Origin of the sequence: Agrobacterium vaccinii (assembly GCF_021310995.1) — a bacterium.
In the GTDB taxonomy this organism is placed as follows: domain Bacteria; phylum Pseudomonadota; class Alphaproteobacteria; order Rhizobiales; family Rhizobiaceae; genus Agrobacterium; species Agrobacterium vaccinii.
Genome location: NZ_CP054151.1, coordinates 1239205 through 1263791 on the forward strand (window position 1 = coordinate 1239205; position 24587 = coordinate 1263791).

The following is a 24587-nucleotide window of genomic DNA, read 5'->3' on the forward strand; positions in this document are numbered from 1 at the left end:
AAAAGCTCCATTACGAGCGGTAGGATTGAACGGCGGCGCGCAGGGCCTGATCGAGATCGGCGGCTTGGCCTGCGGCTTCAAGCGCGCGGGAAAAAGCGGTCAGATTGGCGAGCACAGATTCCTCATTGGCGCGCTGTCCGGTGTGGTTGAGGCGAACCAGCCGCTCCGTGCCGGGACCGACGCCCGCGGTGATATCCGCACCGGCTATCGTGCGGCGTGAGAGGAAAGTTTCGCGGTCGATATCCGGCGGCAGAACGGCTGTTGTGACAAGGGCGGATGCGGATGGCTCCTGTGCCCAGAGTTCTGCCCCCAATGCTACGAGCCCGGCGCGTGTGGCACGCTTTGCCAGATCATGTCTCCGCAGCACGTTGTCCATGCCCTCAGCCTCGATCCGGTCGAGGGCGGATTGGAGCGCGAAGAATTCGAGCGGGGCGGGGGTGCCGGGAATGGTGCCACGGCCAGTGTCGAGCCATTGCTCCCTCTGATCCATCAGCGACAGGATGGAGGTTCGGGGGGCTGTCGAGTGGTCCAACAGGGTCCATGCCTTGGAGCTAACCGAGATTGCCGAAAGCCCTGCCGGTCCCGAGAGTGATTTCTGCGGGCCGATCACGGCGATGTCGATCCCCAGACCGTCGACATCGAGCGGATGTCCGCCGATGGAGGCCACAGCATCGACGATGGTGAGGATGCCACGGTCCTTTGCGAGGGCAACGATCTCTTCCAGCGGGTTGAGAATGCCGCTCGCGGATTCGGCGTGCACGAGGGCAAGTGCTGCTATGTCGGGGTTGGCGTCCAGTTGCGCTTGCACTGCCTTCGCGTTGATCTGGTGACCTGGCTCTGCAGACAGATTGGTGACATCGGCACCGCCGCGTTGCAGCCAGTGGCCGAACCACGTGCCGTATGGGCTCGTGACGATGTTGAGGGCGGAAAGGCCGGGACGTGCAAGGCTGGTTGCCACCGCTTCCAGCGCGACCACCGCCTCTGCCTGTATCAGCAGGACATCGTTTTTCGTGCCCATCGCATGCGCCAATCGGTCTGCCAGCATCGCGTAGCGTTCTGCGGGAAAGGGCGGAATGTCGAGCAGATGGCTCCAGTCACGGTTGGGCATGGTTTAGGTCCTTATCAAGCAGCAAGGCAGGAACAGCGCCGACGAGGCGGCGGGCAGTCTGCGATTGCGGGTTGGAAACGATGCGTTGCGTCTCTCCATATTCCACGATCTGCCCTGCCTCCATGATGAAGACGCGGTGGCAGACGGCGCGGATAACGGCAATGTCGTGGGAGACGAAAAGGCAGGCAAGGCCGGTTTCGCGCTGAAGGGAAACGAGGAGCGAGAGGATTTGGGCCCGGACCGAGACATCGAGCGCCGACACCGCCTCATCCATAACGATCAGCGACGGGCGGGTGGCGAGAGCACGGGCGATGGCGACACGCTGCCGCTGCCCGCCGGAAAGCTCCAGCACGGGCCGGGCCGCGACATCGGCTGGCAGACCGACACGTTCCAGCAGCCGTGCAACCTCTGCCGCCCGCGCCTTTGCCGCAACGATCTCGTGGATGCGCAGTGGTTCTCCGATAACGGTGGCAACCGTGGACCGAGGGTTGAAGGCGGCGTTGGTGTCCTGAAACACCATCTGCATATGCCGCCTTGCATGGCGCAAACTGCTGCCGGATAGGGCGAGCCAGTTCTCGCCGCGAAACGTTACGCTGCCCGCATCCGGTTCGATCAGGCGCATGATAAGGCGTGCGAGCGTGGATTTGCCACAGCCCGAGGGCCCGGCAAGCCCCAGCGTTTCGCCCTGCTCCAGCGTGAAGGACACATCGCGCACGGCATGGGTTTCGCGTTTGCGATCGCGGTAGGTTTTGCATATGCCGTCAACCGACAGGAGAGTAGCCATCAGCACATACTCTCGATCAGCGGTGGCGTGGTGATGTCGATATGCGCGGCGAGCAGGCTTTTCGTGTAGGCATGCTGCGGGGTGGAGAGCATACTTGCTGCTCTACCCGTCTCGACCAGACGACCGGATTTCAGCACGGCAATGTCATCCGCAAGCGACGAGGCCAGCGCGATGTCATGGGTGATGAAGAGCAGCGTCATGCCGTTTTGCTGCACCAACCTGTCCAGCAACCGGGCGATGGCAGCCTGCGTGATGGTATCGAGCGCACTGGTGGCTTCGTCCGCAATCAGAATTTTAGGCCTGGCGGCGATGGCGGCGGCAATGGCCACGCGCTGGCGCTGCCCGCCGGACATCTGATGCGGATAGGCGTCCAGTAGGGATGAGGGATGGGGAAGCTGCACCTCGTTCAACAGATCGCGGGCGTGGGCAAGGCCCTGTTTCCACGACAGGCCCAGATGCCGAACGGCCCCTTCGGCCACCTGTTCGCCGATGGTCAGTACGGGGTTGAGACTGGCGCCGGGGTCCTGAAACACATAGCCGATATCGCGTCCGGCTAATGGCACCGGAGTGCCGGTTGCAAGATGCCAGACGACGTCGCCCGAGGATTGAGCGCCCGGCGGCAGGAGATGCGCCAGTGTTCTGGCCAGCGTGCTTTTGCCCGATCCGCTCTCGCCGATGATGGCCAGACGGCGGTTGACGGCTATCGATAGCGAGACATTCTGTAGGGCAGGACTGGTTGCGCCCGCATAGGTGACGCTGAGATCATGGATATCGCAGACCGGGTTCTGGTTCATGGCGTCTGCACCTGTCTGGCGAGCGCCTTGTTGATGCCTTCCGCAAAGAGATAGACGCCGAGCACCGTGACCAGCAGGCCAAGGCCGGGAATGATGGAGAGATAGGCGGCGGAGCGGAGCACATTGCGGCCTTGCGCAATCATCGAGCCCCAGGTGACGACGTTGGGATCGCCAAGGCCGAGAAAGGACAGCGCGGCCTCGGTTAAAATGGCAGCGGCGACGATGATGGCAGCGAGCGCCAGTACCGGGGCCAGCGCATTGGGCAGGATTTGCCGCAGGGCGATTTCCAGCGGATGCATGCCGATGGCGCGTGCCGATGCCACGTAATCGCGCTCGCGGATGGAAAGCACCTGCGCCCGTGTCAGCCGGGCTGGGTCCGCCCATGCGCTGAGTGCGATGGCCAGCACGACGATGGGTGTGGACGCGCCGATGGTGCTGACGAAGGCCAGTGCCAGCAGAAAGCTGGGCACGATCTGAAATGCATCCGTGACCCGCATCAGCGCCTCATCCACAAGCCCACCGGCAAAGCCCGCAAGCGTGCCGACGACAGCACCGATGATGAGGGCTGCGGCAGCGGCGCTGATGCCGACGGTGAGCGAAATGCGCGCGCCGTGAAACAGCCCGGCCAGCACGTCGCGCCCCAGACTATCGGTGCCGAGCGGCAGCGCCGGATCGACAAAGGGTACAATCAGCGGCGCGCCGACGATGGACAGTGGGTCCCTGGGAAACAGAAAGGGCGCGGCGATGGCGGCGCTGGCGATGAGGAGCAGGATGAAGAGGCCAATCAGGCCTTCCGCGCTGCGTGGTATCTGTCGCAGAAGGCTCATGCCGTGCCCTCCTGCGCGCCGATGCGCGGATCGAGCACGGCGTAGAGGAGGTCGACCACCAGATTGATCAGAATGACGAAGACGGCGCTGGTCAGGATAATGCCCATCAACAGCGGCGTATCGCGCCCGCTGACGGCTTCCTGCGCCAGCCTGCCGAAGCCCGGAACGGCAAAGACGCTTTCGATGACGACGCTGCCGCCCAGCATGGCTGCGGATTGAAGGCCAAGCACCGTAACCAGCGACAGCGCTGCGTTTCGGGCGACGTGGCGCAGGACGATGCGGCGGTACGACAGGCCTTTGGAGCGTGCGAAATCGACGAATTCCAGCCGCCAAATCTCGGCCATGGCGCTTCGCATAACCCGCAGAAACAGCGCCAGATAAATGAAGCCGAGGCTGGCCACGGGCAAGACGAGATGCCGGGCGATATCCAGCGCTCTTTCCAGCCCCTGTTCGCCGGACGCGATGGTTTCGATGCCCGATGTTGGCAGCCAGCGCAGCTTGACGGAAAAGGCGATGACCAACACCAGCCCCAGCCAGAAACCCGGCATGGCGTAAAGCGCCAGCGACAGCGTGGACAGCGCCCGATCCTGCACGCTGCCGGGCTTTGCACCCGCAATGATGCCGAGCGTGGAGCCGAGCGCAAAGGACAGTGCCGTGGCGCTTCCCATCAGCAGCAAAGTGTTGGGTAGGCGCTCGAGGATCAGCGACAGGACCGGGCGGTCGAAGGCGACGGACCAGCCCAGATCGAGCCGCGCCACTGACGAGACGTAAAGCCACAGGCGGGCCAGCATGGATTGGTCGAGGCTGTATTGGCTGCGCAATGTCTCACGCAGAGCGGCATCGCCGCCGCCAATGGAGACGAGATAGGCATCGACAGCATCGCCCGAGGCGTTTTCGAGCAGCAGGAAGGTCAGCAGCAGAATGATTGTCAGCACCGGAATGGCGCTGAGCAACCGACGGCCTATGATCCTGCCCGCACCCTTCACCGCTATGCCTGCAACGCCGTGTCCGCCCAGTTGGAAACGGCCCAGCGCGGATTGCTGGCAACGTTGTTGACGGTATCGCGGGCAACGGTGATGAAGCCCCATTCCGCAACATTGATGAGCGGCAGGTCCTGCGTCACCTGTTTCTGGAACTGCTTGTAAAGCTCCGTGCGGGCTTTTTCATCGATGGTTTCGGCGGCCTTGTCGATCAGTGCATCCAGCTCTTTGTTTTCATAACCACCCTGGTTAGAGAAGCCGACACCCGCAGGCGTGCCAGACTTGACAAGAATGGTGGTGGAAATCGCCGGGTCGCCTCTGAAGACCGGCGGTGCGACGGCCAGATCGAAGGCGTGGTCGGTATAGACGGCCTTCTGGTGAGCGGCGGCGTCGTTATTGACCAGTTCCGCGTCGATGCCGATCTCTGCCAGAGCCTGACGCAGATAGGCGCCGAACTGCTTGGTCTCGTTGAAATAGGGTGCGGGCAAAAGCTTCAGAGAGAAGCGGGTGCCGTTGGCGGCGCGCTTGTAACCCGCCTCATCCAGCAGCGCATTGGCCTTGGCGATATCGAAATCATAGGTCTCGACATCCGGTGTGTAGAATTGCGGCGCGTTTTTCGGCACGGGGCCGGTGGAAGCAGTGGCATAGCCTAAAAAGACGGTGTCAACGACGAGCTTCTTGTCGATAGCATGGGCGATGGCCTGACGGACCTTCAGGTCTGCCAGTTCCTTTCGGCGATGGTTGATCTCGACCACCAGCTGATAGGTCAGCGCCTCGTAACCATCAGCGATGACTTTGATACCCGGCTCCTTGGCAATGCGCGCGAGGTCCGACAGGGGCACAGCGGAAAAGGCTGCGAGCTGGATTTCTTCGGCTTCCAGCGCAGACGCTGCACCCGCCCGGTCCGGCAGGACGCGGTAGATGATTTCTTCGAGCTTCGGTGCGCCTTTGACCCAATAGGTCTCGTTGCGCGTCAGCCGGTAATATTCGCCCGGCTTGTATTCCGCAAAGACGAATGGACCCGTGCCAACGGGCTTTGTATTGGCCGGGTTGGTGGCGATATCGGTGCCTTCGTACAGGTGCTTGGGAATGACGCTGGTGACGACCGGCAGGGCGTTGCGCAGAAGCTGGAACGGTGTCGGCTTGGAAAAACGGAAGATGGCGGTATGTTCGTCCGGCGTATCGACCGCTTCGAGATTGGCGAAGACGAGACGTCCAAGGTTTTGCAGCGGCTTCCACACAGAAAGTGCCGAAAACGCGACATCTGCCGAGGTGAATGGCTTGCCATCATGCCACGTCACGCCTTCACGCAGTTTGAACGTGGCGCTGAGGCCATCGGCAGAGCCTTCCCATTCCGTCGCCAGACGTGGCTCCAGCCCATCCTTGCCTTTGAAAGATGCTTCGGCCAGGGGCTCCACGATCTTGCTGGAAATGTAGAAGACGCCGTTGGAGGCAACGATGGCCGGATTGAGATTTTTCGGTTCCGAATCCGCCGCTACGACGAGGCGACCGCTGCCGCCCGCTGCCCACGCAAAGCCGGGGCGAACAAGCGTTGTCGAGGCTGCCAGAAGGGCTGCGGTCTTGATGAGGGAGCGTCGGGAAAGCGACAGGGTCGGCATGGATAACTCCAGAAATGGAACAGGCGCAGGCAACACCACAGGATGCAGTGTAAAGCCTCGGCAAGCCCAGTGTCCACGACAATTAAGGCCGGTGACAGCAATGATTTTACCTCCGCAGAGCAGTGGCGGGATCATTGTTGCGAAGCATCTGATGCATTTGGAATTGTGTACCCACAACCAGATAGTGCCCTTGAGAAGCTGCTCCTCGGGAGTGCTTCTGTTTATCGTTTCAGGACACCTGCGGATTTAGCGAAAAGCAAATATTAGTGAACTCTAACGTTTAGACTTCTAAATTAAAGGTGATGCTTATATACTATTCGTCCCAGTGGGTTAGGAGAGCTTATGTCCAGCAAGCCCACAAGGAGGAGGAGAAACCAATGAGAAAAATAACATCTTCTTTGTTCGTCACAGCTTGTCTTGCCCTGCCGTTTCAGGCGCATTCACTCGATGTGAGCGTGGGCGGGGTCAGCGCCAGTGTTGGCGGTAATGATCGCGGCGGTGTGAGTGCCAGCGCCTCTGTAGGAGGGAGCGGTGGTATCAATGCCGGTGCGGATGTCGGCGGACGAAGCGGTGGCGGGCTTGGTGCCGATGTCAACGCCTCCGTGGGCGGAAGAAGTGGCGTCAACGCCAATACCAGCGCCAGTGTCGGCGGCAAAAGCGGCATCAATGCCAATGTCAACGCATCCGCTGGTAAGGTCAACGCCAATGCCAAGGTGGGTGTGGGTACGACCACCGGTGTCGGCGTGAATGTCGGTGTCGGTATCGGCAACCCCGGGGTTCCCGGTGGACCGATCAGCCCCGGCACGACACCTCCCGGTGCTGTCAGGGATGCCATCATCTCCTACAACAACATGTCGCGCACTCAGCAGGTCAGACTGGCCAAACGCTGCGTGGACATTTTGGGCGGTGGCTATGATGCGGCCCTGACGCAGCTGTGCCGGATGATCCACACGGCATCGCGTTGATAGGAAGCAGCAACGGAAAGGGGTGGGTTCAGGCCCACCCCTAACTGAAATGTAGAATACTCGCTGCCGCAAAACGTCGACTTTTGCGACAATAGTTTTTGAAAAAGTGGCGATCCCGATTTTTTGCAAAAATTTTTATTTATGCGAAAGCTTCTGAGCGACCAGCGCACATTAACTCGATGATTTTTTCGAGGCGGGTAACCACGTCGTGGGTTTCCAAGAGTTGTTGCTTCTCTTCGAGACTGGTCGACAGCAAAGGTGCGACTGTATCAGCCAGCAGGCCTGCATCGCCGATCGAGGGCAGGCCAAAACGGGCTTTTGATCCTGGCGGAAGTGCAGAAAAATCGACATTGGCGTAAGTCTTATAGGCATTGAGAACTGCGTTCGAAAGAGCGGCGGCCTCCTTCGACTGGCCGCTCAATTCTTTAATCGGATTAACCTCTGCCGCCAAGAACTCGCCATCGATAAGGCGGGCGATGCCCGTTCGCTCAAGCCCACAGACGGTGACCTTGAGAGTTCCGTCTACCTGTGTCTGGCGATCGACCACGTTTGCTATGACGCCCACCGGATGGAGTGCATCAAGAGTGGTGGGAAGATCGTCGGAGCTGTGCCTCTGGGAGACAACGACAACGCGTCGATCACCGACAAGAGCGTATTCCACCGCTTGACGAGTTTTGTCGCGCGCCACGAAAATCCGCGAGATCATGTGTGGAAACAGGACCATGTCCCGCATAGGAACAACGGGAATCACCGCCTTGGCTGGATAAGGCGTGTTGGCCTGGGCCGAGGTCGTGGACGACTGAGTCGCTTGGATCCTTGCGGCCAATACATTCCAGTCTCGATAGCCAAGAATTTTAGCAACGAGCTCCTGGCTCTCACTGTTGGTGAAGGTAACTGATTTGGCGTGAAGCGCTTCACGTAGCGTTTTCGCCATAGTTTTGGCATCGCGGAAATCGCGCATAAGATGATCCTTTGCATAAACGAACGGAGAGCATCAGGGGCTTGCGTTGCTGAGCCGTTCGTTCGGGCAAAGAGAGCCATAAGTGGCTCGATACATTCACCGTACCCTGCGGGGCGCAAGCAGCAGGTTGTATCTACCTAGCACCGATTGTGCGCGGAAGCTCTTTCATTGTCAATATTAGGTTGTGTGAGCGATATACGATACCGTTACGCTAAGAATCTCTGCTCTACGCCTTACGTCTAGCCGCCGTTCTTGCGGCCCAGCGACATGATGCGCTCGCGCAGCACTTTGGCAAGATTGCGGGTGTTGCGATACATGTGGACTTGTGCTGCGACCTGACGCACATCGCGGTCGTTGTTCTGGGCAAGGCCGATGACGAGTGTGCCCATCTCCGATTTTTCACCCCAGAACCCGTCCAAAGCGCCATCTTCATCAGCGCCGCAACTGTCCGTGCGCAGAATATTGGCGTCATCCAGATGCCATTCGGTCAGGCGCTGCAACAGCAGACGGTCAATGGCGTGGCGCTGGTGATTTTCATTGAAGGCGAGCTTCCAGACGTACGCCTCGCCCATGGTCATGAAAACAACGGCCGAGGCGACGGCGGCACCATCGAGATTGAGCGTGTGAATACGGACGGCATCGATCTCGGCCAGATTGGTGATGGCTTCGCGCGCAAAGGCGGCGCGGTATCTGTCGCTGACGAGGGCCGAACGGCGGCGGCCTTTCGAGCCACTCGCTTCCAGCGCCAGAAATTCTTCCGTGCGCAACCTGATGTCCTGCGGTTGTCTGGCGATGTCATGCGAAAAGTTGCCCATCGCCTCCAGCTGTTGCCAATGACCATGCAGGGTCTGCAACTGCTGTGCAGACATGGTGCTTTGCAGATATAGGCTCGCATCCACGTCGCTTTCCAGCATCATGCGGCTGTGTGGTTCTGCGGTGGCAAGCGGCAGGTTTCGGCTGAGCGCTATGGCTTTGACCATGCGCACGAACGCGCCATCCAGCCGCAATTGCGGCAGCACCAGAATCTCGGGCAGGCGAAGTTCGGGCTGGGATAGGGCGTCCAGCAGATTATCGATGGTTTCGGCAGCGCCTTCCGAATCCACCAGCGGCGTGCCGAGCGGTCCGAAAGGATTGGCCCAGGCCCGCAGAATGGAAGGCCCCACGGAAAAACCGGGCTTTTCAACTGTAAACGGCATGAGGAAACGCATGCGACTGCGCGCGCCGTTTTCATCGCGCATCAGTGCAAACCGAACGGATTTCTCATCCACGCGCGGCATGGCCGGGGCCAGAAGTTTTCCCGTGAAGAAGATGTTCGGCTCCATGACCCGGTTTGACAGGAAATCCAATTCTTCCTGAAGGTCATAGCCTAACTGTGCCGGATAGATACAGAACTCGCGACCGGCACGACCGACGCGGATGCTGCTGTCTGCGGCGGGACGTTCCGACACGGCCTTGGCGAGCAGCATCGCGAAACGGCTGTCTCGCATATCTGGATCATTCGGATCGCTTGCCATGCCTGCCTATACCGTCTCTGTCACCCATGTCGTGACAATGTAGTTGTCAAAAGCAGCCCGTTGAAGAGGCACGGCGATTTATACGACAACCGATGAACACCAGACTTTTTCTTCGGTGAAATTTCAAACCGTTTCAATAATACATCGAAACATTAACAATGTTGAGAGCATCGATGCAGTAAATTAACCGTGTACGATAAACCGTTTAAGCGTCACTTTGGTTCAAGGCAATATTAGCGTATTTTTACGCTTTGGATAAAGTCCCAGCACCAATGCACAACCCAGGATGATGATGCCCGCGCCGAGAAGCTGAAGGGCAGAAAGCGGCTCATCCAGCACCACGGCACCCACGATGACGGCGATGATGGTGACGACGAATTCGACGCTGATGGTCTTCGTCGCTCCGATCAGCGAGACCAGCCGGAAATAGGTGATGTAGGTCAAGGCACTCATGAAGATCGCCAGACCGAAGAGATAGGCGACATCCACCAGACCGGGCGTTTTGGGCAAAGGCACGACCAAAAGAAATGGCAATGTCAGAATGCCGCCCGCCAAAAATGCGCCGATGGTGATTTCCCACGCGCCGGAGCCTTTGAGGTTCCGGCTGGCGTAATTGCTGCCGAAGGCCGCGCAGATGCAGCCCATTAATGAGGCCACGCAGCCGATGATGAAGGCGGTGGTAACGGGGACCGCCGGAAAGCCCACCAGAATGACGATGCCGCCGAAACCGAGGATCATGCCAAGCAGGCTTTGCGGCGATATTTTCTCCAGACCCCAGACCTGCCCGATCAACATGGAAAACAACGGAATGCTGGCCACCAGAATAGCGGCCATCGCGGTGCCGATGATGGGTGTCGCGTAGGACAAGCCTATCAATTGCCCTGCGACCGTTGTGGCACCCACCACGGCAAAGGCACGCCATCCGGCACTGAAATCGAGCTTTCGCCCGGTGGCACGGGCGATGATGAGCAGTGTAAAGCTGGCAATGAAACATCGCAGTGTGACCGCGCCCACCCAGCCAAAAGCCGCAACGGCATGCAGAACGAGCAGAAACGAAAGCCCCCACGCAACTGCGAGGAAGAGATAGGCGGCCAGTTCTGCGGGTTTCATGGTGTTTAAGTCCAACAAGGAGATGCGAGGCGAACGGTTAGAAGAGAGTGCATCCCGCGTCAAACGAATTGTGGACCGCAGAGCCCAACAAGGGTCAGCCGCACGCATGCGACAGGACCCTGTCAGCGCTTAGCGAGCAAACGCAGCGCGGACGCGCTTCACGATCTTCTCGAACAGCACATCCAGCTTCTTGATCTCCCGTCGCATGCGACGCTTCGTGTTGGAGACGAGAGGCTTGTTCTTCCAAGGCGTGTTCTGCCTCTGTGTGATGTAGAGATCACGGGCAGGGTGTTCGCAATGGGCGAGGTGAGGTTTGCGCCATGTATAATGCAGAACCGCGGCCTGGAAATAATGTTCTCTTGGAAAGTCGGTGGACACCAGTTCGGTGAAATTCCACTTTTTCTCGATCTCGACCCAGCTGTCACCCAGGGCAACATTGAGCGCGTCCTGATCGGGATAGCCGGTCGACGTGTGGTCGAGATAGGCAAGGCATTTTGCGCCCAGTTCGTCGCTGCGCCATTTTTCGAGGTCGATCAGCAACGTTCCGGAATTGAGATAGCGCGCGTTTTCATCACGGTTCAGACGCAGGTTACGGCGTCTGATGTTATCGGGCCGACCGGCATCGGGCACGGCACCGACGGCAGAGCCGTTCATCGGCATGTCGAACAGCGGGCGAAGGCTTTGCAACACCACCATGTCGCTGTCTAGGTAAACCATCCGGCCCGTGTCGCTGATCAGATCGGGCAGAAGCAGGCGGCAATACATGGCGCGCGACCAAGAGACCGTGCGGCGGTAGGAGGAAAGCTTGCCCTTCACCTCATCTTCGATCTTGATGAAAACGACCTCACGGCCCATGGCGCAGGCGCGGATGTTTTCCCGGTCCTTCTCGCGAAGGTCGAAGTCACAGATGATGATTTTTGCCTCTGGAACGTCGCCGTTCATGACAATGGAGTTTACCAGTACGCCTGCAAGCTCGGCGTAATTTCGGTCTGTCGCGCAGGCAATAATCATCTTTGGCTCTGTGGCTGAAGGTATCGTCAGAGTGGTTTTCGACCAGACTTACGCCTGATCGAAAATGCCGTGGCAATGCTTGTATTTCTTGCCGGAGCCGCAGGGGCAGGCTTCGTTGCGGCCGATTTTGCCCCAGGTGGCGGGGTTGTTCGGATCGCGCTGTTCCGGTGGAACGAAGGCTACGGGGGCGTCCTCATGGTTGGCGAACTCGTCTTCGCCGGTGACCGGATCGATATGATGGGCGGTCATTTCGGGAAGTTCTGGCTCGGGCTGGTCACGCACCAGTTCGACACGCATCAGCTGCGCCGTGACGGCTTCGCGCAGGTTGGCGAGCAGGGCCTGGAAGAGCTCGAAAGCTTCGGCCTTGTATTCCTGCAACGGATCGCGCTGTGCATAACCACGGAAACCGACGACGGAGCGCAGGTGATCAAGGTTGACGATATGCTCGCGCCACAGGTGGTCGATGGTCTGGAGGATGACCGAGCGCTCGACATAGGTCATGACCTCGGGGCCAAAACGTTCGGCCTTGTCGGCGACGACCTTTTCAGCCGCTTCGGTGACACGCTGAAGAATGTCGTCTTCGGCGATGCCTTCTTCCTTGGCCCATTCGTCGATGGGCAGATCGAGGTTGAGCGACTGCTCGATGGCAGCCTTAAGCCCGACGATATCCCACTGTTCGGCATAGGCGTTTTCAGGAACGTGCTTGGCAACCAGCGCCTCGATGACCTCGTGGCGCATATCGGCAACGGTTTCGCCTATATTGCTGGCTTCCATCAGTTCCAGACGCTGGTCGAAGATGACCTTGCGCTGGTCGTTGAGGACGTCGTCATATTTCAGAAGGTTCTTACGGGTCTCGAAGTTACGGGCTTCAACCTTCTTCTGGGCACGCTCGAGCGCCTTGTTGATCCATGGATGCACAATCGCTTCGCCTTCCTTGAGGCCAAGCTTCTGCAGCATGGAATCCATGCGGTCGGAACCGAAGATGCGCATCAGGTCATCCTGAAGCGACAGGTAGAACTTGGAGCGGCCAGGGTCACCCTGACGACCGGAACGACCACGTAGCTGGTTGTCGATACGGCGGCTTTCGTGGCGTTCTGTCGCGATGACGAAAAGGCCACCGGCGGCGAGCGCCTTTTCCTTGAGAACCTTGATTTCTTCGCGAACGGACTTTTCCTTCGCCGCGCGCTCTTCTTCGGACTCGATGCCCTCAAGCTCGCGCTCCAGACGCATGTCGACGTTACCGCCGAGCTGGATGTCGGTACCGCGACCGGCCATGTTGGTGGCGATGGTGACGGCGCCGGGAACACCGGCCTGCGAGACGATATAGGCTTCTTGCTCGTGATAGCGGGCGTTCAGGACCTGGAAATTCTCAAAGCCGGTCTGGCGCAGCATGGTGGCCAAAAGTTCGGACTTTTCGATCGAGGTCGTGCCGACGAGAACCGGCTGGTTGCGCTCGTGCGCCGCCTTGATCTCTTCGATGATCGCCTTGAACTTCTCTTCGCCGGACCGGTAGACTTCGTCGTCTTCGTCGATACGCTGGATCGGCAGGTTCGTCGGGACTTCAATGACGTCGAGGCCGTAGATGTTGTTGAACTCTTCGGCTTCGGTCGAGGCCGTACCGGTCATGCCGGACAGCTTCTTGTACATGCGGAAGTAGTTCTGGAAGGTAACGGAAGACAGCGTCTGGTTTTCCGGCTGGATCTGCACCTTTTCCTTGGCTTCGAGAGCCTGGTGCTGACCTTCCGAGTAACGACGACCCGGCATCATGCGACCGGTGAATTCGTCGATGATGACGATTTCATCGTTACGGACGATGTAGTCCTTGTCGCGCTGGAACAGCTTGTGGGCCTTCAGCGCATTGTTGATGTGGTGAACGATGGAGACGTTCTCGATGTCGTAGAGCGATTCGCCTTTGAGAAGACCGGCGTCGCGCAACAGGTTTTCGAGCTTTTCGGTGCCTTCTTCGGAGAAGTTGGCCGAACGCTGCTTTTCATCGATCTCGTAATCTTCCGGTGACAGCATCGGAATGAAGGCGTCGATGGTGTTGTAGAGATCGGAGCGATCATCCAGCGGGCCGGAGATGATAAGCGGCGTGCGCGCTTCATCGACCAGAATGGAGTCGACTTCGTCGACGATGGCATAGTGGTGGCTGCGCTGCACCATCTGCGCCTTGTCGTACTTCATGTTATCGCGAAGATAATCGAAGCCCAGCTCGTTGTTGGTGGCGTAGGTGATGTCGCAGGCATAGGCCTCGCGGCGTTGGTCGTCATCGAGACCGTGGATGATGACGCCGGTGGTCAGGCCGAGGAAGCTGTAAAGGCGTGCCATGGTGGCGGCGTCGCGCTGGGCCAGATAGTCGTTGACGGTCACGACGTGAACGCCCTTGCCTTCGAGCGCGTTGAGATAAACCGCCAGTGTCGCCACCAGCGTCTTACCTTCACCCGTCTTCATTTCGGAAATATCGCCAGAATGAAGAATCATGCCGCCTGTCAACTGAACGTCGAAGGGGCGCATGCCGAGCACGCGGCGGGACGCTTCACGCGCAACGGCGAATGCCGGAACGAGAAGGCTGTCCAAGGTTTTGCCATCGGAAAGCTGCTGGCGGAACTCCACCGTCTTTGCCTTCAGCGCCTCGTCGGAGAGTGCTTTCATCTCCTCTTCGAGTGCGCCTATGGCACTGATATTGCTACGATAGGAGCGCACACGGCGCTCATTTGCCGAGCCGAACAACTTGCGGGCGATTCCGCCGAGACTGACCATCTTAGTGGCCCTTTCTGAAATTCCGTTTGCCACGTCTTCGGGGTCTGCCATCGCAATAAAGCACAAATGACAGACTTGACCCTGAAACGTATCTGGACGCGAGGTTACGCGACAGATAAGAGGGGGGGCAAATGATGTCAACGGTTCTGCCCGTTACAGAATGGCCACATTCCGGTGTTTGGAAGTTTTTTCAGCCGGAAAACCACGTCTGGAGCCGGCATTGTCTCCGAAAGGTTTAATATGTTGCGCTATAATAGAATTGCGGCTGCTGTGATCGTGGCCACCCTTGGTCTTCAGTTTCCCGCTTTCGCGCAGGAAGATGCCGTTGTTGCCAAGGTCGGCGATCTGGAAATCCGCCAGTCCGAACTCGACCTGGCCATGAGCAACCTCGACCCGCAGCTGGCCCAGCTTCCCGATGAGCAGAAGAAAGTTGCCGCCCTGTCCGGCGCTATCGACGTCAAGTTGCTGGTGAAGGATGCGACTGCCGAAGGTCTTGAGAAGACCGAGGACTTCAAGAAGCGCCTCGCTTTCATCACCGACCGCGAACTGCATAACGCCTATTTCCGCAAGCATGTGGTTGACGCTGTGACTGACGCAGAAGTCAAGGCGCGTTACGAAAAGGAAGTCGCCGCCCTGCCGCAGGAAGAGGAAGTCAAGGCTTCGCACATTCTGGTTGCCACCGAAGAAGAAGCCAAGGACGTGATCAAGCAGCTGGATGCCGGCAAGGATTTCGCAGCGCTGGCCAAGGAAAAGTCCACCGACTCCAACAAGGATGACGGCGGCGATCTGGGTTGGTTCGGCAAGGGCCGCATGGTTCCTGAATTTGAAGAAGCTGCCTTCAAGCTTGAGAAGGGCGCCTACACCAAGGAGCCTGTGAAGTCGCAGTTCGGCTTCCACGTCATCAAGCTCGACGACAAGCGCGTTGCACCGCCACCGGCATTCGACCAGGTCGAAGCTCAGGTTCGCCAGCTCGTCATGCGCGACAAGTATGTTGCGCTGATCGAGAAGGCCAAGGCCGAGCAGAAGATCGACATTCCCGATGAGGCGATGCGCAAGGCTTACGATGAAGCCAGCAAGCAGCAGGCAGCAGAGCCGCCTGCACCTGCGCAGCAGTAATTCTCCGCAATTTACGGGGCGGCGCCAAGCCGCCCCGTTTTCGTTTTATCTTTTCCGAAAAATGCAGGTTCTCCGCCAATGTCCACTGCCGTTTCTCCGCTCGCTCCTAAATCATATCCAGACATGCCCGCACTTCGCGGTGTGCGAATGGCAACGGCTGCCGCTGGCATCAAGTACAAGAACCGCACCGACGTTCTTTTGATGGTGTTCGACAAGCCTGCAAGCGTTGCAGGCGTTTTCACAAAGTCGAAATGCCCATCCGCCCCGGTTGATTTCTGCCGGGCCAACCTTGCAGGCGGCGTTGCGCGCGCAGTCGTCGTCAATTCCGGCAACGCCAACGCGTTTACCGGGAAAAAGGGCAAGGCAGCGACGGAGCTGACCGGCAAGTCTGCCGCCGAAGCTGTGGGCTGTGCGACAAGCGAAGTCTTCCTCGCCTCCACCGGCGTCATAGGCGAGCCGCTGGACGCGACAAAGTTCGCAGGCGTTCTGGGCCAGATGAACACCGACGCCACTGATAATTTCTGGCAGGAAGCGGCCAAGGCGATCATGACCACGGATACCTATCCGAAGGTCGCGACGCGCAGCGCTGAAATCGATGGCGTCACAGTCACGATCAACGGTATTGCCAAGGGCGCGGGCATGATCGCACCCGACATGGCGACGATGCTGTCTTTCGTCGTGACTGACGCCGATATTTCGCCACAAGCCTTGCAGGCACTGCTGTCTGCCGGTGTCGGCCCGACCTTCAATTCTGTAACAGTCGATAGCGATACCTCCACCTCCGACACGCTGATGCTGTTTGCTACCGGTGCCGCCAGTGCAGACGGACAGGCGCGCGTGGAAAGCGCTGACGATGCGAGACTGGGTTCCTTCCGTGACGCGCTGAACGCGCTGTTGAAGGATCTGGCGTTGCAGGTTGTTCGCGATGGCGAAGGTGCGCGCAAGATGGTGGAAATCACCGTGACCGGCGCTGAAAACGATGCCGCCGCCAAGAAGATTGCCCTTTCCATTGCCAACTCACCTTTGGTCAAGACGGCTGTTGCGGGCGAAGACGCCAATTGGGGCCGTGTCGTCATGGCCGTGGGCAAGGCTGGTGAAATGGCCGACCGTGACCGTCTGGCCATCTGGTTCGGAGGCGTGCGCGTGGCCGTCAATGGCGAGCGCGACCCGGATTATTCGGAAGCCGATGCCAGCGCTGCGATGAAGCAGCAGGATATTCCCGTGAAGGTCGATATCGGTCTGGGCGAGGGAACGGCGACGGTCTGGACCTGCGACCTGACCAAGGAGTATGTCGAGATCAACGGCGACTACCGGAGCTGATCGGTGAGTTCTTTCGATAATAAGCGCAATCTCACCGTCAATCTTCCCCTCGTGCGGCGTCTGGAAGCGGTCAGCTTCCGGGCTTGGCCTGCATCTTCGGTCGTCTATGATGGCAGCTGGCAGGTGCGGTTGACGGGTTCTCACCCGTCCAAGCGGATCAACTGTGTGGTCCCTCTCGACCCCTCGGATTACGGCCAGTGCGATCTGCGTCTGGAAAAGGCGCGCAAACGCTTCGAGGATTTCGGGCGCCCGCTGATCGTTCGGGAAACGACCCTGATGCCACCGCAACTGGAAGAACACCTTATCGGCGATGGCTGGAATGTGTTCGAAGAGGTCGAGGTGATGACCGCGGATATCACCGACGCGGAGCTGCCGGAAACCGTTGCTCATATTCCAAGCCACGACATTGGCCGCTTCGTAGAGGCCAGCCTGAAGATATCAGGCGAAGACCCGGCTCTGCGCTCGGCGATTGCCGAGATCGTCAGCTCCATCAAGCCGACACTCGGCCTCTTTACCAAGGAAGAGGTGGAAGGCGAGCCGCAGGCGACCGTGATCTGCGTGCAGGACAACGATCTGGCGGGCATCTTGTCGCTGGATGTCGCGCAGGAACTGCGCCGACAGGGCACGGCCACGCAAATTTTGACCTCGGCGCTGCGTTGGGCCCGCATCAGCGGTGCCAAGACCGCTTGGTTGCAGGTGGTCTCGACCAATCGCCCTGCCATTGCACTCTACGAAAAATTCGGCTTCACGACGGCCTATACCTATCGTTACTGGCGCAAGGACGCAGCCTGATGGTGGAAACCGGCAGAAAAATTCTTCTGGTGGCCGCCTGCGCGCTTGTCGATACGGATGGCCGCATTCTTCTGGCGCAAAGACCGGAAGGAAAGTCTCTGGCGGGGCTGTGGGAGTTTCCCGGCGGTAAGGTGGAAAGCGGCGAAACGCCGGAGGAAACCCTGATCCGCGAGCTCGAGGAAGAGCTTGGCATCAAGACCAAGGTCGCCTGCCTTGCGCCGCTGACCTTTGCCAGCCACACCTATGAGACATTTCATCTTCTGATGCCGCTTTACGTCTGCCGACGTTATGAAGGCATACCGCATGGTGCCGAAGGGCAAGCCATCAAGTGGGTAAAGCCGCAGGCACTACGTGAATACCCCATGCCGCCCGCTGACGAACCTCTCATTCCCTATCTTCAGGACCTTTTGTAAACATTCCCGTGAATTAGCGGGTTCATAACGCATCGAATGCCTCAAAACGGGTCAATATTAACCTTTCGTTTAGCACCCTCTGCCAAATTCATAGGCTGAACAATTGGTAAATGGCGCGTAGCGAGGCCGAGATTATGAACGAGGATTTCTGGAAGACAGTCGAGGATCGTCAGTCCTATTCGGAGAAATCGCGCAGAATCGGTGTCCTGAATGTTGCCCTGCTGTTTGGCATGGTGGCGATTGCCCTGTCGCTGATCGTCACGCCGATGCTGGCAGGCAAAACACCGCCCGCACGCTTCGCCCAGACCCCTGATAGCTTCGATATGATCAGCACCGGCTCGATCAAACGCGTCGAACCGTCCAACAAGTCCTACAGCATTCGTCGCAGCGTGACCCAGCCGATGCCCGGCTCTGTCTGCATCGTCGATGGATATTCCAACGGTCGGGATTGCTGAGTTTGTCATCCCGCGCTTGATGCGGGAATGAGGGAAAGCATATGTAGAAACGCCGCAGACGATGTCTGCGGCGTTTCTTTTTTCATCAATACTGGACCGGTGCCGGCTCTTCAGGTGGCGTCTCCACCTCCGGTCGTTTCGTTCGCATCAAGGTGAGGACGAAGACGAAGAAGGCGGGGACGAAGAAGACGGCCAGGATGGTGGCCGAGATCATGCCGCCCAGCACGCCGGTGCCGATGGCGTTCTGGCTGGCGGCGCTGGGGCCGGTGGCGATGGCAAGTGGGACCACGCCGAGCGTGAATGCCAGCGACGTCATGATGATCGGGCGAAAGCGGACCTTTGCGGCAAGAACGGCGGATTCCAGCAGGGATTTCCCCTCCGCGTAGTAGTCCTTGGCAAATTCCACGATGAGAATCGCGTTCTTGGCCGATAGTCCGATGATCGCGATCAACCCCACCTTGAAGTAGATGTCATTGGGCATATCCCGCAGCAGAACTGCAAGTACCGAGCCGAAGATGCCGAGCGGCACGACCAGCATGACCGCCAGCGGGATGGACCAGCTTTCGTAAAGACCGGCTAGCAGCAGGAACACGAAGAGAATGCTCATTCCGAACAGGAACGGTGCCTGCGAGCCGGACTTGATTTCTTCCAGTGCCTGCCCGGTCCACTCGTAGCCGATGCCGCCGGGAAGTTCGGACGCCAGACGTTCCATTTCTGTGATGGCAGCACCTGTAGAATTGCCGGGCGATGGGGCACCGGAGATACGGATGGTCGGATAGCCGTTGTAACCGACGACTTGCGGCGAGCCCTTCTGCCACTGCGCAATGGCAAAGGAGCTCAAGGGCACCATGCCGCCACTGGCATTGCGCACGTTGAGTTTCAGCAGGTCTTCGACCTGAAGGCGGTCACGATCCTGCGCCTGCACGACGACGCGCTGCATGCGGCCCGCATTCGGGAAGTCGTTGATATAGGACGATCCGAGATTGGCGGTGATCGTGTTGTTGATATCCGCGAAGGTGATGCCGAATGTATTGGCTTTTTCACGGTCGATCACCAGCATGATCTGCGCAGCATCAGGCAGGCCTTCGATGCGCATGCCAGCCAGAACGGGGCTTTTGCTCGCCTTTTGCATCAACTCGCCAGCCGCAGCCGAAAGGGCTGCCTGGCCGATGCCGTTGCGGTCCTGAAGACGGAACGAGAAGCCGCCGGATGTGCCGAAGCCTTCGATGGGCGGTGGAGACAGCGCGAAAGTCTGCGCGTCCTTCAGCCCGAACAGCTTCATGTTGGCACGGTTGGCTATATCCTGCGCCGAGTTGTCGGCTCCACGTTCGCTCCAATCCTTCAGGGTGATGAAGGCGAGCGCCGCGTTCGCCCCGTTGCCGGAGAAGCTGAAGCCCTGAATGGCGACGACATCCTTGACCGAAGGTTCTTCCGCGAAGATTTTCTCGATCTGCTCGATAGAGGCCACTGTGCGGTTTGCACTGGCTTCCGGCGGGCCCTGAATATCGACGATCAGGAAGCCCTGATCCTCATCCGGCACGAAGGCGCTGGGAAGGCTGACGAAGAGGTAACCGAGACCGGCGACGAGCGCGAGATAGATGACCATCATGCGTCCGGCACGACGGGCACCCCCGGTCGCGGCCTTGGTATAGCCGTTGGTCATGCCATCGAATTTGCGGTTGAACCAGCCGCCGAGCCCGCGCTTTTCATGATGGCCCTGCTTGATGGGCTTCAGGAAGGTGGCACACAGGGCAGGCGTGAGCGACAGAGCCAGGAACGCCGAGAACAGAATGGACACGACCATCGTCAGACTGAACTGACGGTAGATGATGCCGGTCGATCCCGGGAAAAACGCCATGGGAATGAAGACGCAGGCCAGAACCAGCGTGATGCCGAGAATGGCACCGGTGATCTGCTTCATCGCTTTTTGCGTCGCCGCTTTCGGCGACAGGCCTTCCTCGGCCATGATGCGCTCGACGTTTTCCACCACGACGATGGCGTCATCCACCAGAATGCCGATGGCGAGCACCATGGCGAACATTGTCAGCACGTTGATGGAAAACCCGGTGGCATACATGACCGCGCAGGTCCCGAGCAGCGCCACGGGCACGACGAGCGTGGGAATGACCGTGTAGCGGAAGTTTTGCAGGAACACGAACATGACGACGAAGACCAGAACGATGGCTTCGATCAGCGTGTGCAGCACCTTCTCGATGGAGGCGGAGACGAAGGGGCTGGTGTCGTAAGGCACGGCATAGGCGACGCCGGTGGGGAAGAAGCGCGACAGTTCCTCGAGCTTTGCCGAGACGGCTTTCGACGTTGCGACGGCATTACCGGTGGAGGACAGCTGAATGCCGACGGCAGCACTGGCCTGACCGTTCAGGCGGCTGGAGAAGTTGTAGGTTTCGGCACCGAGTTCGATGCGGGCAACGTCTTTCAGGCGCACGCTGCTGCCATCCGGGTTGGCGCGCAGCACGATGTTACCGAATTCCGCAGGGTCGGTCAGTTGTCCCTTGACCAGCACGGTGGCCGTCAAATCCTGACTGACGGGATTGGGGGCAGCACCGATCTGGCCAGCCGCGACCTGCGCGTTCTGGGCGGTAATCGCGCTGTTGATATCGCCTGCCGTAAGGTTGAGGCCCACCAGCTTGTCTGCATCGATCCAGACGCGCATGGCGCGCTGGGACGAGAAGAGCTGGGCGCGACCGACACCATCGATACGCCGCAGCTCACCCAGGACGTTGCGGTTGAGGTAATCGCCCAACGCCACCTCATCCATGGTGCCATCGGTGGAGGTCAACGTAATAAACATCAGGAAGCCGGAGGCAGCCTCTTCCACCGTCACGCCCTGGGCAGCAACGGCAGAGGGAAGGCGCGCTTCGACGCGGCGGATGGCGTTCTGCACATCCACGGAGGCCTGATTGATGTTGGTGCCTGCTTCGAAGGTGGCGTTGATCGAGACCTGACCCGACGTATCGGAGGTGGACTCGAAATACATCAGCCCCTCAACGCCGTTCAACTCGTCTTCGATGAGCCGGGTGACACCTTGATAGATGTCCTGCGGTGAAGCGCCGGGATAGGTGGTCGAAATCGTCAGCTGCGGAGGCGCGACCTTGGGATACTGCGCAATCGGCAGAAACGGCAGGGCGATGACGCCCGCAATGGATATGAACAGCGCGAAAACCCAGGCGAGGATCGGCCGTCTGATAAAGAGCTGTGCCATGAAGGGACCTTACTGCTTGGGTGCTTGCGCCGGTGTATCGGCTGTTTTTTCCGGCTGCCATGGCTCCGGCTTGATCTTGCCGCCGGGCTGAACCTTCTGGGCGCCATCAACGACGATTTTCTCGCCAGCCTTCAGGCCGCTCTCCACCACCCATTCCGAACCCATCGCCTGACCGAGTTCGATCGGGCGGGCTTCCGCTGTATCGTCCTTGGCGACGTAGACCAGCGGCTTGCCGTCCGCAGTGCGCACGATGGAGCGCTGCGGCACGGTGATGGCGTTTTCACGCACGGCCTGCTCGATCCTGACGCGCACATACATGCCGGGCAGAAGATCGCGGCGGGCATTGGGGAACTCCGCACGCAGGGTGACCTGTCCCGTGGTCGCATCGACGCTGGCGCTGGCAAACAGCAGACGCCCGGCATCCGGGTAGACGGAGCCGTCGTCGAAGACCAGCTGAACATTGGCCTGATCGGGCGCGGAGCTTGCCAGCTTGCCATCGGCAACGGCACGCCGCAGCGCCATCATGTCCTGCGCAGACTGTGTAAAGTCGGCGTAGCTGGGGTCGATCTGCTGGATCAAGGCAAGGTTCTGCGTACCATCGGCTGTGACCAATGCACCTTCTGTGACCAGAGCGCCGCCGATGATGCCGGTGATGGGTGCGCGAACCTCGGTGTATTCAAGATTGATGCGGGCTTCATCGAGCGCAGCCTGCTGAAGTGCGACATCGGCATCGGCCTGCGCCAGATTGACGGCTGCCGTATCGTAATCGATGCCGGTCGATACGTTGCGCTCGCGCAGGTTCTTCTGACGCTCCAACTGCTGGCGGGCGTTGCTTTGGGTGGCGACGGCGCGCTGCAGCGATGCCTGTGCGCTTTCCACCCGAACCTTGAAGAGGCGCGGATCGATGCGGTAGAGGACGTCGTCCTTCTTGACCAGCGTTCCCTGCTCGAACACACGCTCCAGCAGAATGCCCGAAACGCGGGCACGCACTTCGGCCACACGGGTGGCAGCGATACGACCGGGGAGTTCGGCAACGACCGGGACCGATCTGGATTTCAGCTCCAGCACACCGACCGCAGGCGGTGGCATCTGCGCGCCTTCCTGCGCGTGAACAATCGTCGTTGACGCCAGCACGAAAGCGGCAGTCATCAGGGTTAGCAGTCGCGGCAGCGTGGTTCTGCTGTGCATCTCAGGTCCTCGTCATATCACCCGCAGGCGATCGTCATGTTTCGTCGGGAAAGGTGGTGTAGATAGCGCGAATACCATCGAGAATGGCCAGTCTGTCCTCTGGCTCCCATTGGTGAAAATTGAAATATTCCGTGCAGCAAAAGCCGGTCAGCGCCAGATAGGCGAGCAACGCTGCCGTGGGCCTCTTGCCTTTGTTCATTGCGACCAGATCCTTGCGGGTCCAGTCGGTCATTCTGTTGTGAATCTTGTCTTCGCTGGACATGGCGGCACTGATGGCAAGGCAGACGGCCTTGTCGGTATCGTCAGGTGCCTTTTCAGCCACGGAGATGCGAGCGAACAGTTCCGGGTGTTCGAGGTGGCTGTTGCCGCTGACGGCAGCCTGCACGCGCTCTTCCTCGGCGGCAAGGCGTCGTTCGATCAGCGCTTCCAGCAGGGCGGATTTGGACTTGTGATCGTAAACCACGCGCGATTTGCTGACGCCCGCTTCCTGCGCCACGGCATCGATGGAAAATCCGGTCGCACCAGCACGCACGACGACCCTTTCGGCGGCGTCGAGAATATCGTCTGCGCTGATTTTGCGTGTTCGTGCCATATGCCTAAATCCTAAAGTGATTTTTAAATACGAACGTTCGTGTTTTTAAGCAAGCGTAGAGAGATCACGATAATTTGTATATTTGGATCAGTGTGTTGCGGCGAATTTCCCCGGTTGCATTGCGCTCCTTGCTTCGCGCATGCGCTCGGTCGAACGCCTTATAACCTCGGAGATTTCTCGCAATTGCCTGCTGAGAGGCGTGGAGTTTCGCCAGATCATGCCGATGCTGCGAACCGGGGCAGGCGCGTCGAAATGCGAGACGGAAACATGGGCGGAGCGGGTTTCCATCGACACGGCCATTTCCGGGATCAGGGTGATGCCGATACCAGCGCTGACCATCTGCACAAGCGTGGAGAGTGAGCTGCCTTCCATGACTTCGCGCGGCTGCGAGGACCCGACATGGCAAAAGGACAGAGCTTGATCACGGAAGCAATGGCCTTCTTCCAGAAGCAGAAGCCGCATCTTCGGCAGCGCGGTCCGCTCCGGCACGGGCTTGCCCTCATCTTCGCGGCCCCTGACGAGGACGAATTCCTCATCGAACAATTTCAGTTCGGTCAAGGACGGTTCGGATATCGGCAGGGCGACGATGGCGAGATCGAGATCGCCCTGCTTTAGCTCTTCCAGCAGCCGGGCCGTCTGGGTTTCGCGTATCTGGATTTCGATGCCCTCGAAGGTTCTGTTGAGGTCATTGATGATGGTGGGCAACAGGTAGGGCGCTACGGTGGGGATGACGCCGATGCGAAGGCGCGACAGGAAGGCGTTTTTGGAGGCACGCGCCAGTTCTGCCAATTCATCGACGGCACGCAGGATTTCACGCACACGCACAGCAAACGTCTCACCGAATGCCGTGAGCTTGACGTCCCGCGCGCTGCGCTCGAACAGCTCGTGACCCACGTCCGCCTCCATCTCCTTGATCTGCATGGAAAGCGCGGGCTGGGAAATGGCGCAGGCATCGGCGGCCAGCCGAAAGCGGCGGTGACGCGCAAGCGCTTCGAAATAGCGCATCTGCTTCAGTGTCAGATTTTTCATAAGCTGAGATTATCGCATCGATCAGT

Annotated in this window: 21 protein-coding genes; 6 read left to right on the forward strand and 15 right to left on the reverse strand. The window is 59.2% G+C overall.

Features of this window, described 5'->3' with window-relative positions; all coding sequences use genetic code 11:
- Window positions 1-10 precede the first annotated feature (10 nt).
- Genes HRR99_RS20870 through HRR99_RS20895 form a run of 6 tightly spaced genes read right to left on the reverse strand, consistent with a single transcriptional unit; the run spans window position 11 to window position 6112 of the window.
- The gene (locus HRR99_RS20870) at window positions 11-1108 is read right to left on the reverse strand and encodes a pyridoxal-phosphate-dependent aminotransferase family protein (RefSeq protein ID WP_233124722.1); all 1098 of its coding nucleotides are present in this window, start codon (window positions 1106-1108) and stop codon (window positions 11-13) included.
- Complete coding sequence (locus HRR99_RS20875) at window positions 1095-1895, reverse strand: ABC transporter ATP-binding protein (RefSeq protein ID WP_233124993.1); 801 nt, start codon at window positions 1893-1895, stop codon at window positions 1095-1097. Before HRR99_RS20875 ends, HRR99_RS20870 begins: the two co-directional genes overlap by 14 nt.
- Window positions 1892-2686: an ABC transporter ATP-binding protein gene (locus tag HRR99_RS20880; RefSeq protein WP_233124723.1), complete on the reverse strand. Its 795-nt coding sequence runs from the start codon at window positions 2684-2686 to the stop codon at window positions 1892-1894. The genes HRR99_RS20875 and HRR99_RS20880 overlap by 4 nt, the downstream gene beginning before the upstream one ends.
- Window positions 2683-3513: an ABC transporter permease gene (locus HRR99_RS20885; protein ID WP_233124724.1), complete on the reverse strand. Its 831-nt coding sequence runs from the start codon at window positions 3511-3513 to the stop codon at window positions 2683-2685. The genes HRR99_RS20880 and HRR99_RS20885 overlap by 4 nt, the downstream gene beginning before the upstream one ends.
- Window positions 3510-4466, reverse strand: coding sequence for an ABC transporter permease (locus HRR99_RS20890; protein ID WP_422387354.1), 957 nt, complete (start codon window positions 4464-4466; stop codon window positions 3510-3512). Before HRR99_RS20890 ends, HRR99_RS20885 begins: the two co-directional genes overlap by 4 nt.
- A 35-nt stretch (window positions 4467-4501) precedes the next feature.
- Window positions 4502-6112 carry an ABC transporter substrate-binding protein gene (locus HRR99_RS20895; protein WP_233124726.1) on the reverse strand — a complete coding sequence of 537 codons (1611 nt, stop codon included), beginning with the start codon at window positions 6110-6112 and terminating at the stop codon, window positions 4502-4504.
- A gap of 377 nt (window positions 6113-6489) precedes the next feature.
- Between HRR99_RS20895 and HRR99_RS20900 the strand changes: the two genes are divergently transcribed.
- The gene (locus tag HRR99_RS20900; protein WP_112499315.1) at window positions 6490-7077 is read left to right on the forward strand and encodes a hypothetical protein; all 588 of its coding nucleotides are present in this window, start codon (window positions 6490-6492) and stop codon (window positions 7075-7077) included.
- Between the two features lie 139 nt (window positions 7078-7216).
- On the opposite strand, the gene HRR99_RS20905 is transcribed toward HRR99_RS20900, so the two are convergent.
- From HRR99_RS20905 to secA, 5 genes are all read right to left on the reverse strand, one after another.
- Window positions 7217-8038, reverse strand: a complete 822-nt coding sequence (locus HRR99_RS20905) for an LON peptidase substrate-binding domain-containing protein (protein ID WP_233124727.1) — start codon at window positions 8036-8038, stop codon at window positions 7217-7219.
- Between the two features lie 239 nt (window positions 8039-8277).
- Entirely contained in the window at window positions 8278-9552 is a 1275-nt protein-coding gene (locus HRR99_RS20910) for a GNAT family N-acetyltransferase (RefSeq protein WP_422387355.1), read from the reverse strand.
- Window positions 9553-9774: 222 nt separating this feature from the next.
- Window positions 9775-10662: a DMT family transporter gene (locus HRR99_RS20915; protein ID WP_233124728.1), complete on the reverse strand. Its 888-nt coding sequence runs from the start codon at window positions 10660-10662 to the stop codon at window positions 9775-9777.
- A 129-nt stretch (window positions 10663-10791) separates the two neighbouring features.
- The gene (locus tag HRR99_RS20920; RefSeq protein ID WP_111841703.1) at window positions 10792-11673 is read right to left on the reverse strand and encodes a glycosyltransferase family 8 protein; all 882 of its coding nucleotides are present in this window, start codon (window positions 11671-11673) and stop codon (window positions 10792-10794) included.
- A gap of 48 nt (window positions 11674-11721) precedes the next feature.
- On the reverse strand, window positions 11722-14433 hold the full coding sequence (secA, locus tag HRR99_RS20925; RefSeq protein WP_233124729.1) for a preprotein translocase subunit SecA: 2712 nt from the start codon (window positions 14431-14433) through the stop codon (window positions 11722-11724).
- Window positions 14434-14673: 240 nt separating this feature from the next.
- Between secA and HRR99_RS20930 the strand changes: the two genes are divergently transcribed.
- From HRR99_RS20930 to HRR99_RS20950, 5 genes are all read left to right on the forward strand, one after another.
- A complete protein-coding gene (locus HRR99_RS20930) occupies window positions 14674-15549 on the forward strand; it encodes a peptidylprolyl isomerase (RefSeq protein ID WP_111841705.1) in 876 nt (291 codons plus the stop codon).
- Window positions 15550-15627: 78 nt separating this feature from the next.
- Window positions 15628-16869, forward strand: coding sequence for a bifunctional glutamate N-acetyltransferase/amino-acid acetyltransferase ArgJ (gene argJ, locus HRR99_RS20935; protein WP_233124730.1), 1242 nt, complete (start codon window positions 15628-15630; stop codon window positions 16867-16869).
- 3 nt (window positions 16870-16872) lie between these two features.
- Window positions 16873-17661, forward strand: a complete 789-nt coding sequence (locus tag HRR99_RS20940) for a GNAT family N-acetyltransferase (protein ID WP_233124731.1) — start codon at window positions 16873-16875, stop codon at window positions 17659-17661.
- Window positions 17661-18074 carry an 8-oxo-dGTP diphosphatase MutT gene (gene mutT / locus HRR99_RS20945; RefSeq protein ID WP_112499307.1) on the forward strand — a complete coding sequence of 138 codons (414 nt, stop codon included), beginning with the start codon at window positions 17661-17663 and terminating at the stop codon, window positions 18072-18074. Before HRR99_RS20940 ends, mutT begins: the two co-directional genes overlap by 1 nt.
- Before the next feature lie 134 nt (window positions 18075-18208).
- Window positions 18209-18529 carry a hypothetical protein gene (locus HRR99_RS20950; RefSeq protein ID WP_112499334.1) on the forward strand — a complete coding sequence of 107 codons (321 nt, stop codon included), beginning with the start codon at window positions 18209-18211 and terminating at the stop codon, window positions 18527-18529.
- 85 nt (window positions 18530-18614) lie between these two features.
- Here the strand turns inward: HRR99_RS20950 and HRR99_RS20955 are convergent, their stop codons facing one another.
- The 4 genes from HRR99_RS20955 to HRR99_RS20970 all read right to left on the reverse strand — a co-directional run bounded on the left by HRR99_RS20955 (window position 18615) and on the right by HRR99_RS20970 (window position 24561).
- A complete protein-coding gene (locus tag HRR99_RS20955; protein ID WP_233124732.1) occupies window positions 18615-21752 on the reverse strand; it encodes a multidrug efflux RND transporter permease subunit in 3138 nt (1045 codons plus the stop codon).
- A gap of 9 nt (window positions 21753-21761) precedes the next feature.
- Window positions 21762-22940, reverse strand: a complete 1179-nt coding sequence (locus HRR99_RS20960; protein ID WP_422387356.1) for an efflux RND transporter periplasmic adaptor subunit — start codon at window positions 22938-22940, stop codon at window positions 21762-21764.
- Between the two features lie 34 nt (window positions 22941-22974).
- The gene (locus HRR99_RS20965) at window positions 22975-23532 is read right to left on the reverse strand and encodes a TetR/AcrR family transcriptional regulator (protein WP_233124733.1); all 558 of its coding nucleotides are present in this window, start codon (window positions 23530-23532) and stop codon (window positions 22975-22977) included.
- Between the two features lie 87 nt (window positions 23533-23619).
- Window positions 23620-24561 carry a hydrogen peroxide-inducible genes activator gene (locus tag HRR99_RS20970; protein WP_233124734.1) on the reverse strand — a complete coding sequence of 314 codons (942 nt, stop codon included), beginning with the start codon at window positions 24559-24561 and terminating at the stop codon, window positions 23620-23622.
- Window positions 24562-24587: the final 26 nt, after the last annotated feature.

What these genes read in the sequence shown, in the direction of transcription:
- HRR99_RS20870 (WP_233124722.1), bottom strand. Translation starts at nt 1,108, where the DNA reads ATGCCCAACCGTGACTGGAGCCATCTGCTCGACATTCCGCCCTTTCCC.
- HRR99_RS20880 (WP_233124723.1), bottom strand. Translation starts at nt 2,686, where the DNA reads ATGAACCAGAACCCGGTCTGCGATATCCATGATCTCAGCGTCACCTAT.
- HRR99_RS20885 (WP_233124724.1), bottom strand. Translation starts at nt 3,513, where the DNA reads ATGAGCCTTCTGCGACAGATACCACGCAGCGCGGAAGGCCTGATTGGC.
- HRR99_RS20895 (WP_233124726.1), bottom strand. Translation starts at nt 6,112, where the DNA reads ATGCCGACCCTGTCGCTTTCCCGACGCTCCCTCATCAAGACCGCAGCC.
- HRR99_RS20900 (WP_112499315.1), top strand. Translation starts at nt 6,490, where the DNA reads ATGAGAAAAATAACATCTTCTTTGTTCGTCACAGCTTGTCTTGCCCTG.
- HRR99_RS20905 (WP_233124727.1), bottom strand. Translation starts at nt 8,038, where the DNA reads ATGCGCGATTTCCGCGATGCCAAAACTATGGCGAAAACGCTACGTGAA.
- HRR99_RS20910 (WP_422387355.1), bottom strand. Translation starts at nt 9,552, where the DNA reads ATGGCAAGCGATCCGAATGATCCAGATATGCGAGACAGCCGTTTCGCG.
- HRR99_RS20915 (WP_233124728.1), bottom strand. Translation starts at nt 10,662, where the DNA reads ATGAAACCCGCAGAACTGGCCGCCTATCTCTTCCTCGCAGTTGCGTGG.
- HRR99_RS20920 (WP_111841703.1), bottom strand. Translation starts at nt 11,673, where the DNA reads ATGATTATTGCCTGCGCGACAGACCGAAATTACGCCGAGCTTGCAGGC.
- secA (WP_233124729.1), bottom strand. Translation starts at nt 14,433, where the DNA reads ATGGTCAGTCTCGGCGGAATCGCCCGCAAGTTGTTCGGCTCGGCAAAT.
- HRR99_RS20930 (WP_111841705.1), top strand. Translation starts at nt 14,674, where the DNA reads ATGTTGCGCTATAATAGAATTGCGGCTGCTGTGATCGTGGCCACCCTT.
- argJ (WP_233124730.1), top strand. Translation starts at nt 15,628, where the DNA reads ATGTCCACTGCCGTTTCTCCGCTCGCTCCTAAATCATATCCAGACATG.
- mutT (WP_112499307.1), top strand. Translation starts at nt 17,661, where the DNA reads ATGGTGGAAACCGGCAGAAAAATTCTTCTGGTGGCCGCCTGCGCGCTT.
- HRR99_RS20950 (WP_112499334.1), top strand. Translation starts at nt 18,209, where the DNA reads ATGAACGAGGATTTCTGGAAGACAGTCGAGGATCGTCAGTCCTATTCG.
- HRR99_RS20955 (WP_233124732.1), bottom strand. Translation starts at nt 21,752, where the DNA reads ATGGCACAGCTCTTTATCAGACGGCCGATCCTCGCCTGGGTTTTCGCG.
- HRR99_RS20960 (WP_422387356.1), bottom strand. Translation starts at nt 22,940, where the DNA reads ATGCACAGCAGAACCACGCTGCCGCGACTGCTAACCCTGATGACTGCC.
- HRR99_RS20965 (WP_233124733.1), bottom strand. Translation starts at nt 23,532, where the DNA reads ATGGCACGAACACGCAAAATCAGCGCAGACGATATTCTCGACGCCGCC.
- HRR99_RS20970 (WP_233124734.1), bottom strand. Translation starts at nt 24,561, where the DNA reads ATGAAAAATCTGACACTGAAGCAGATGCGCTATTTCGAAGCGCTTGCG.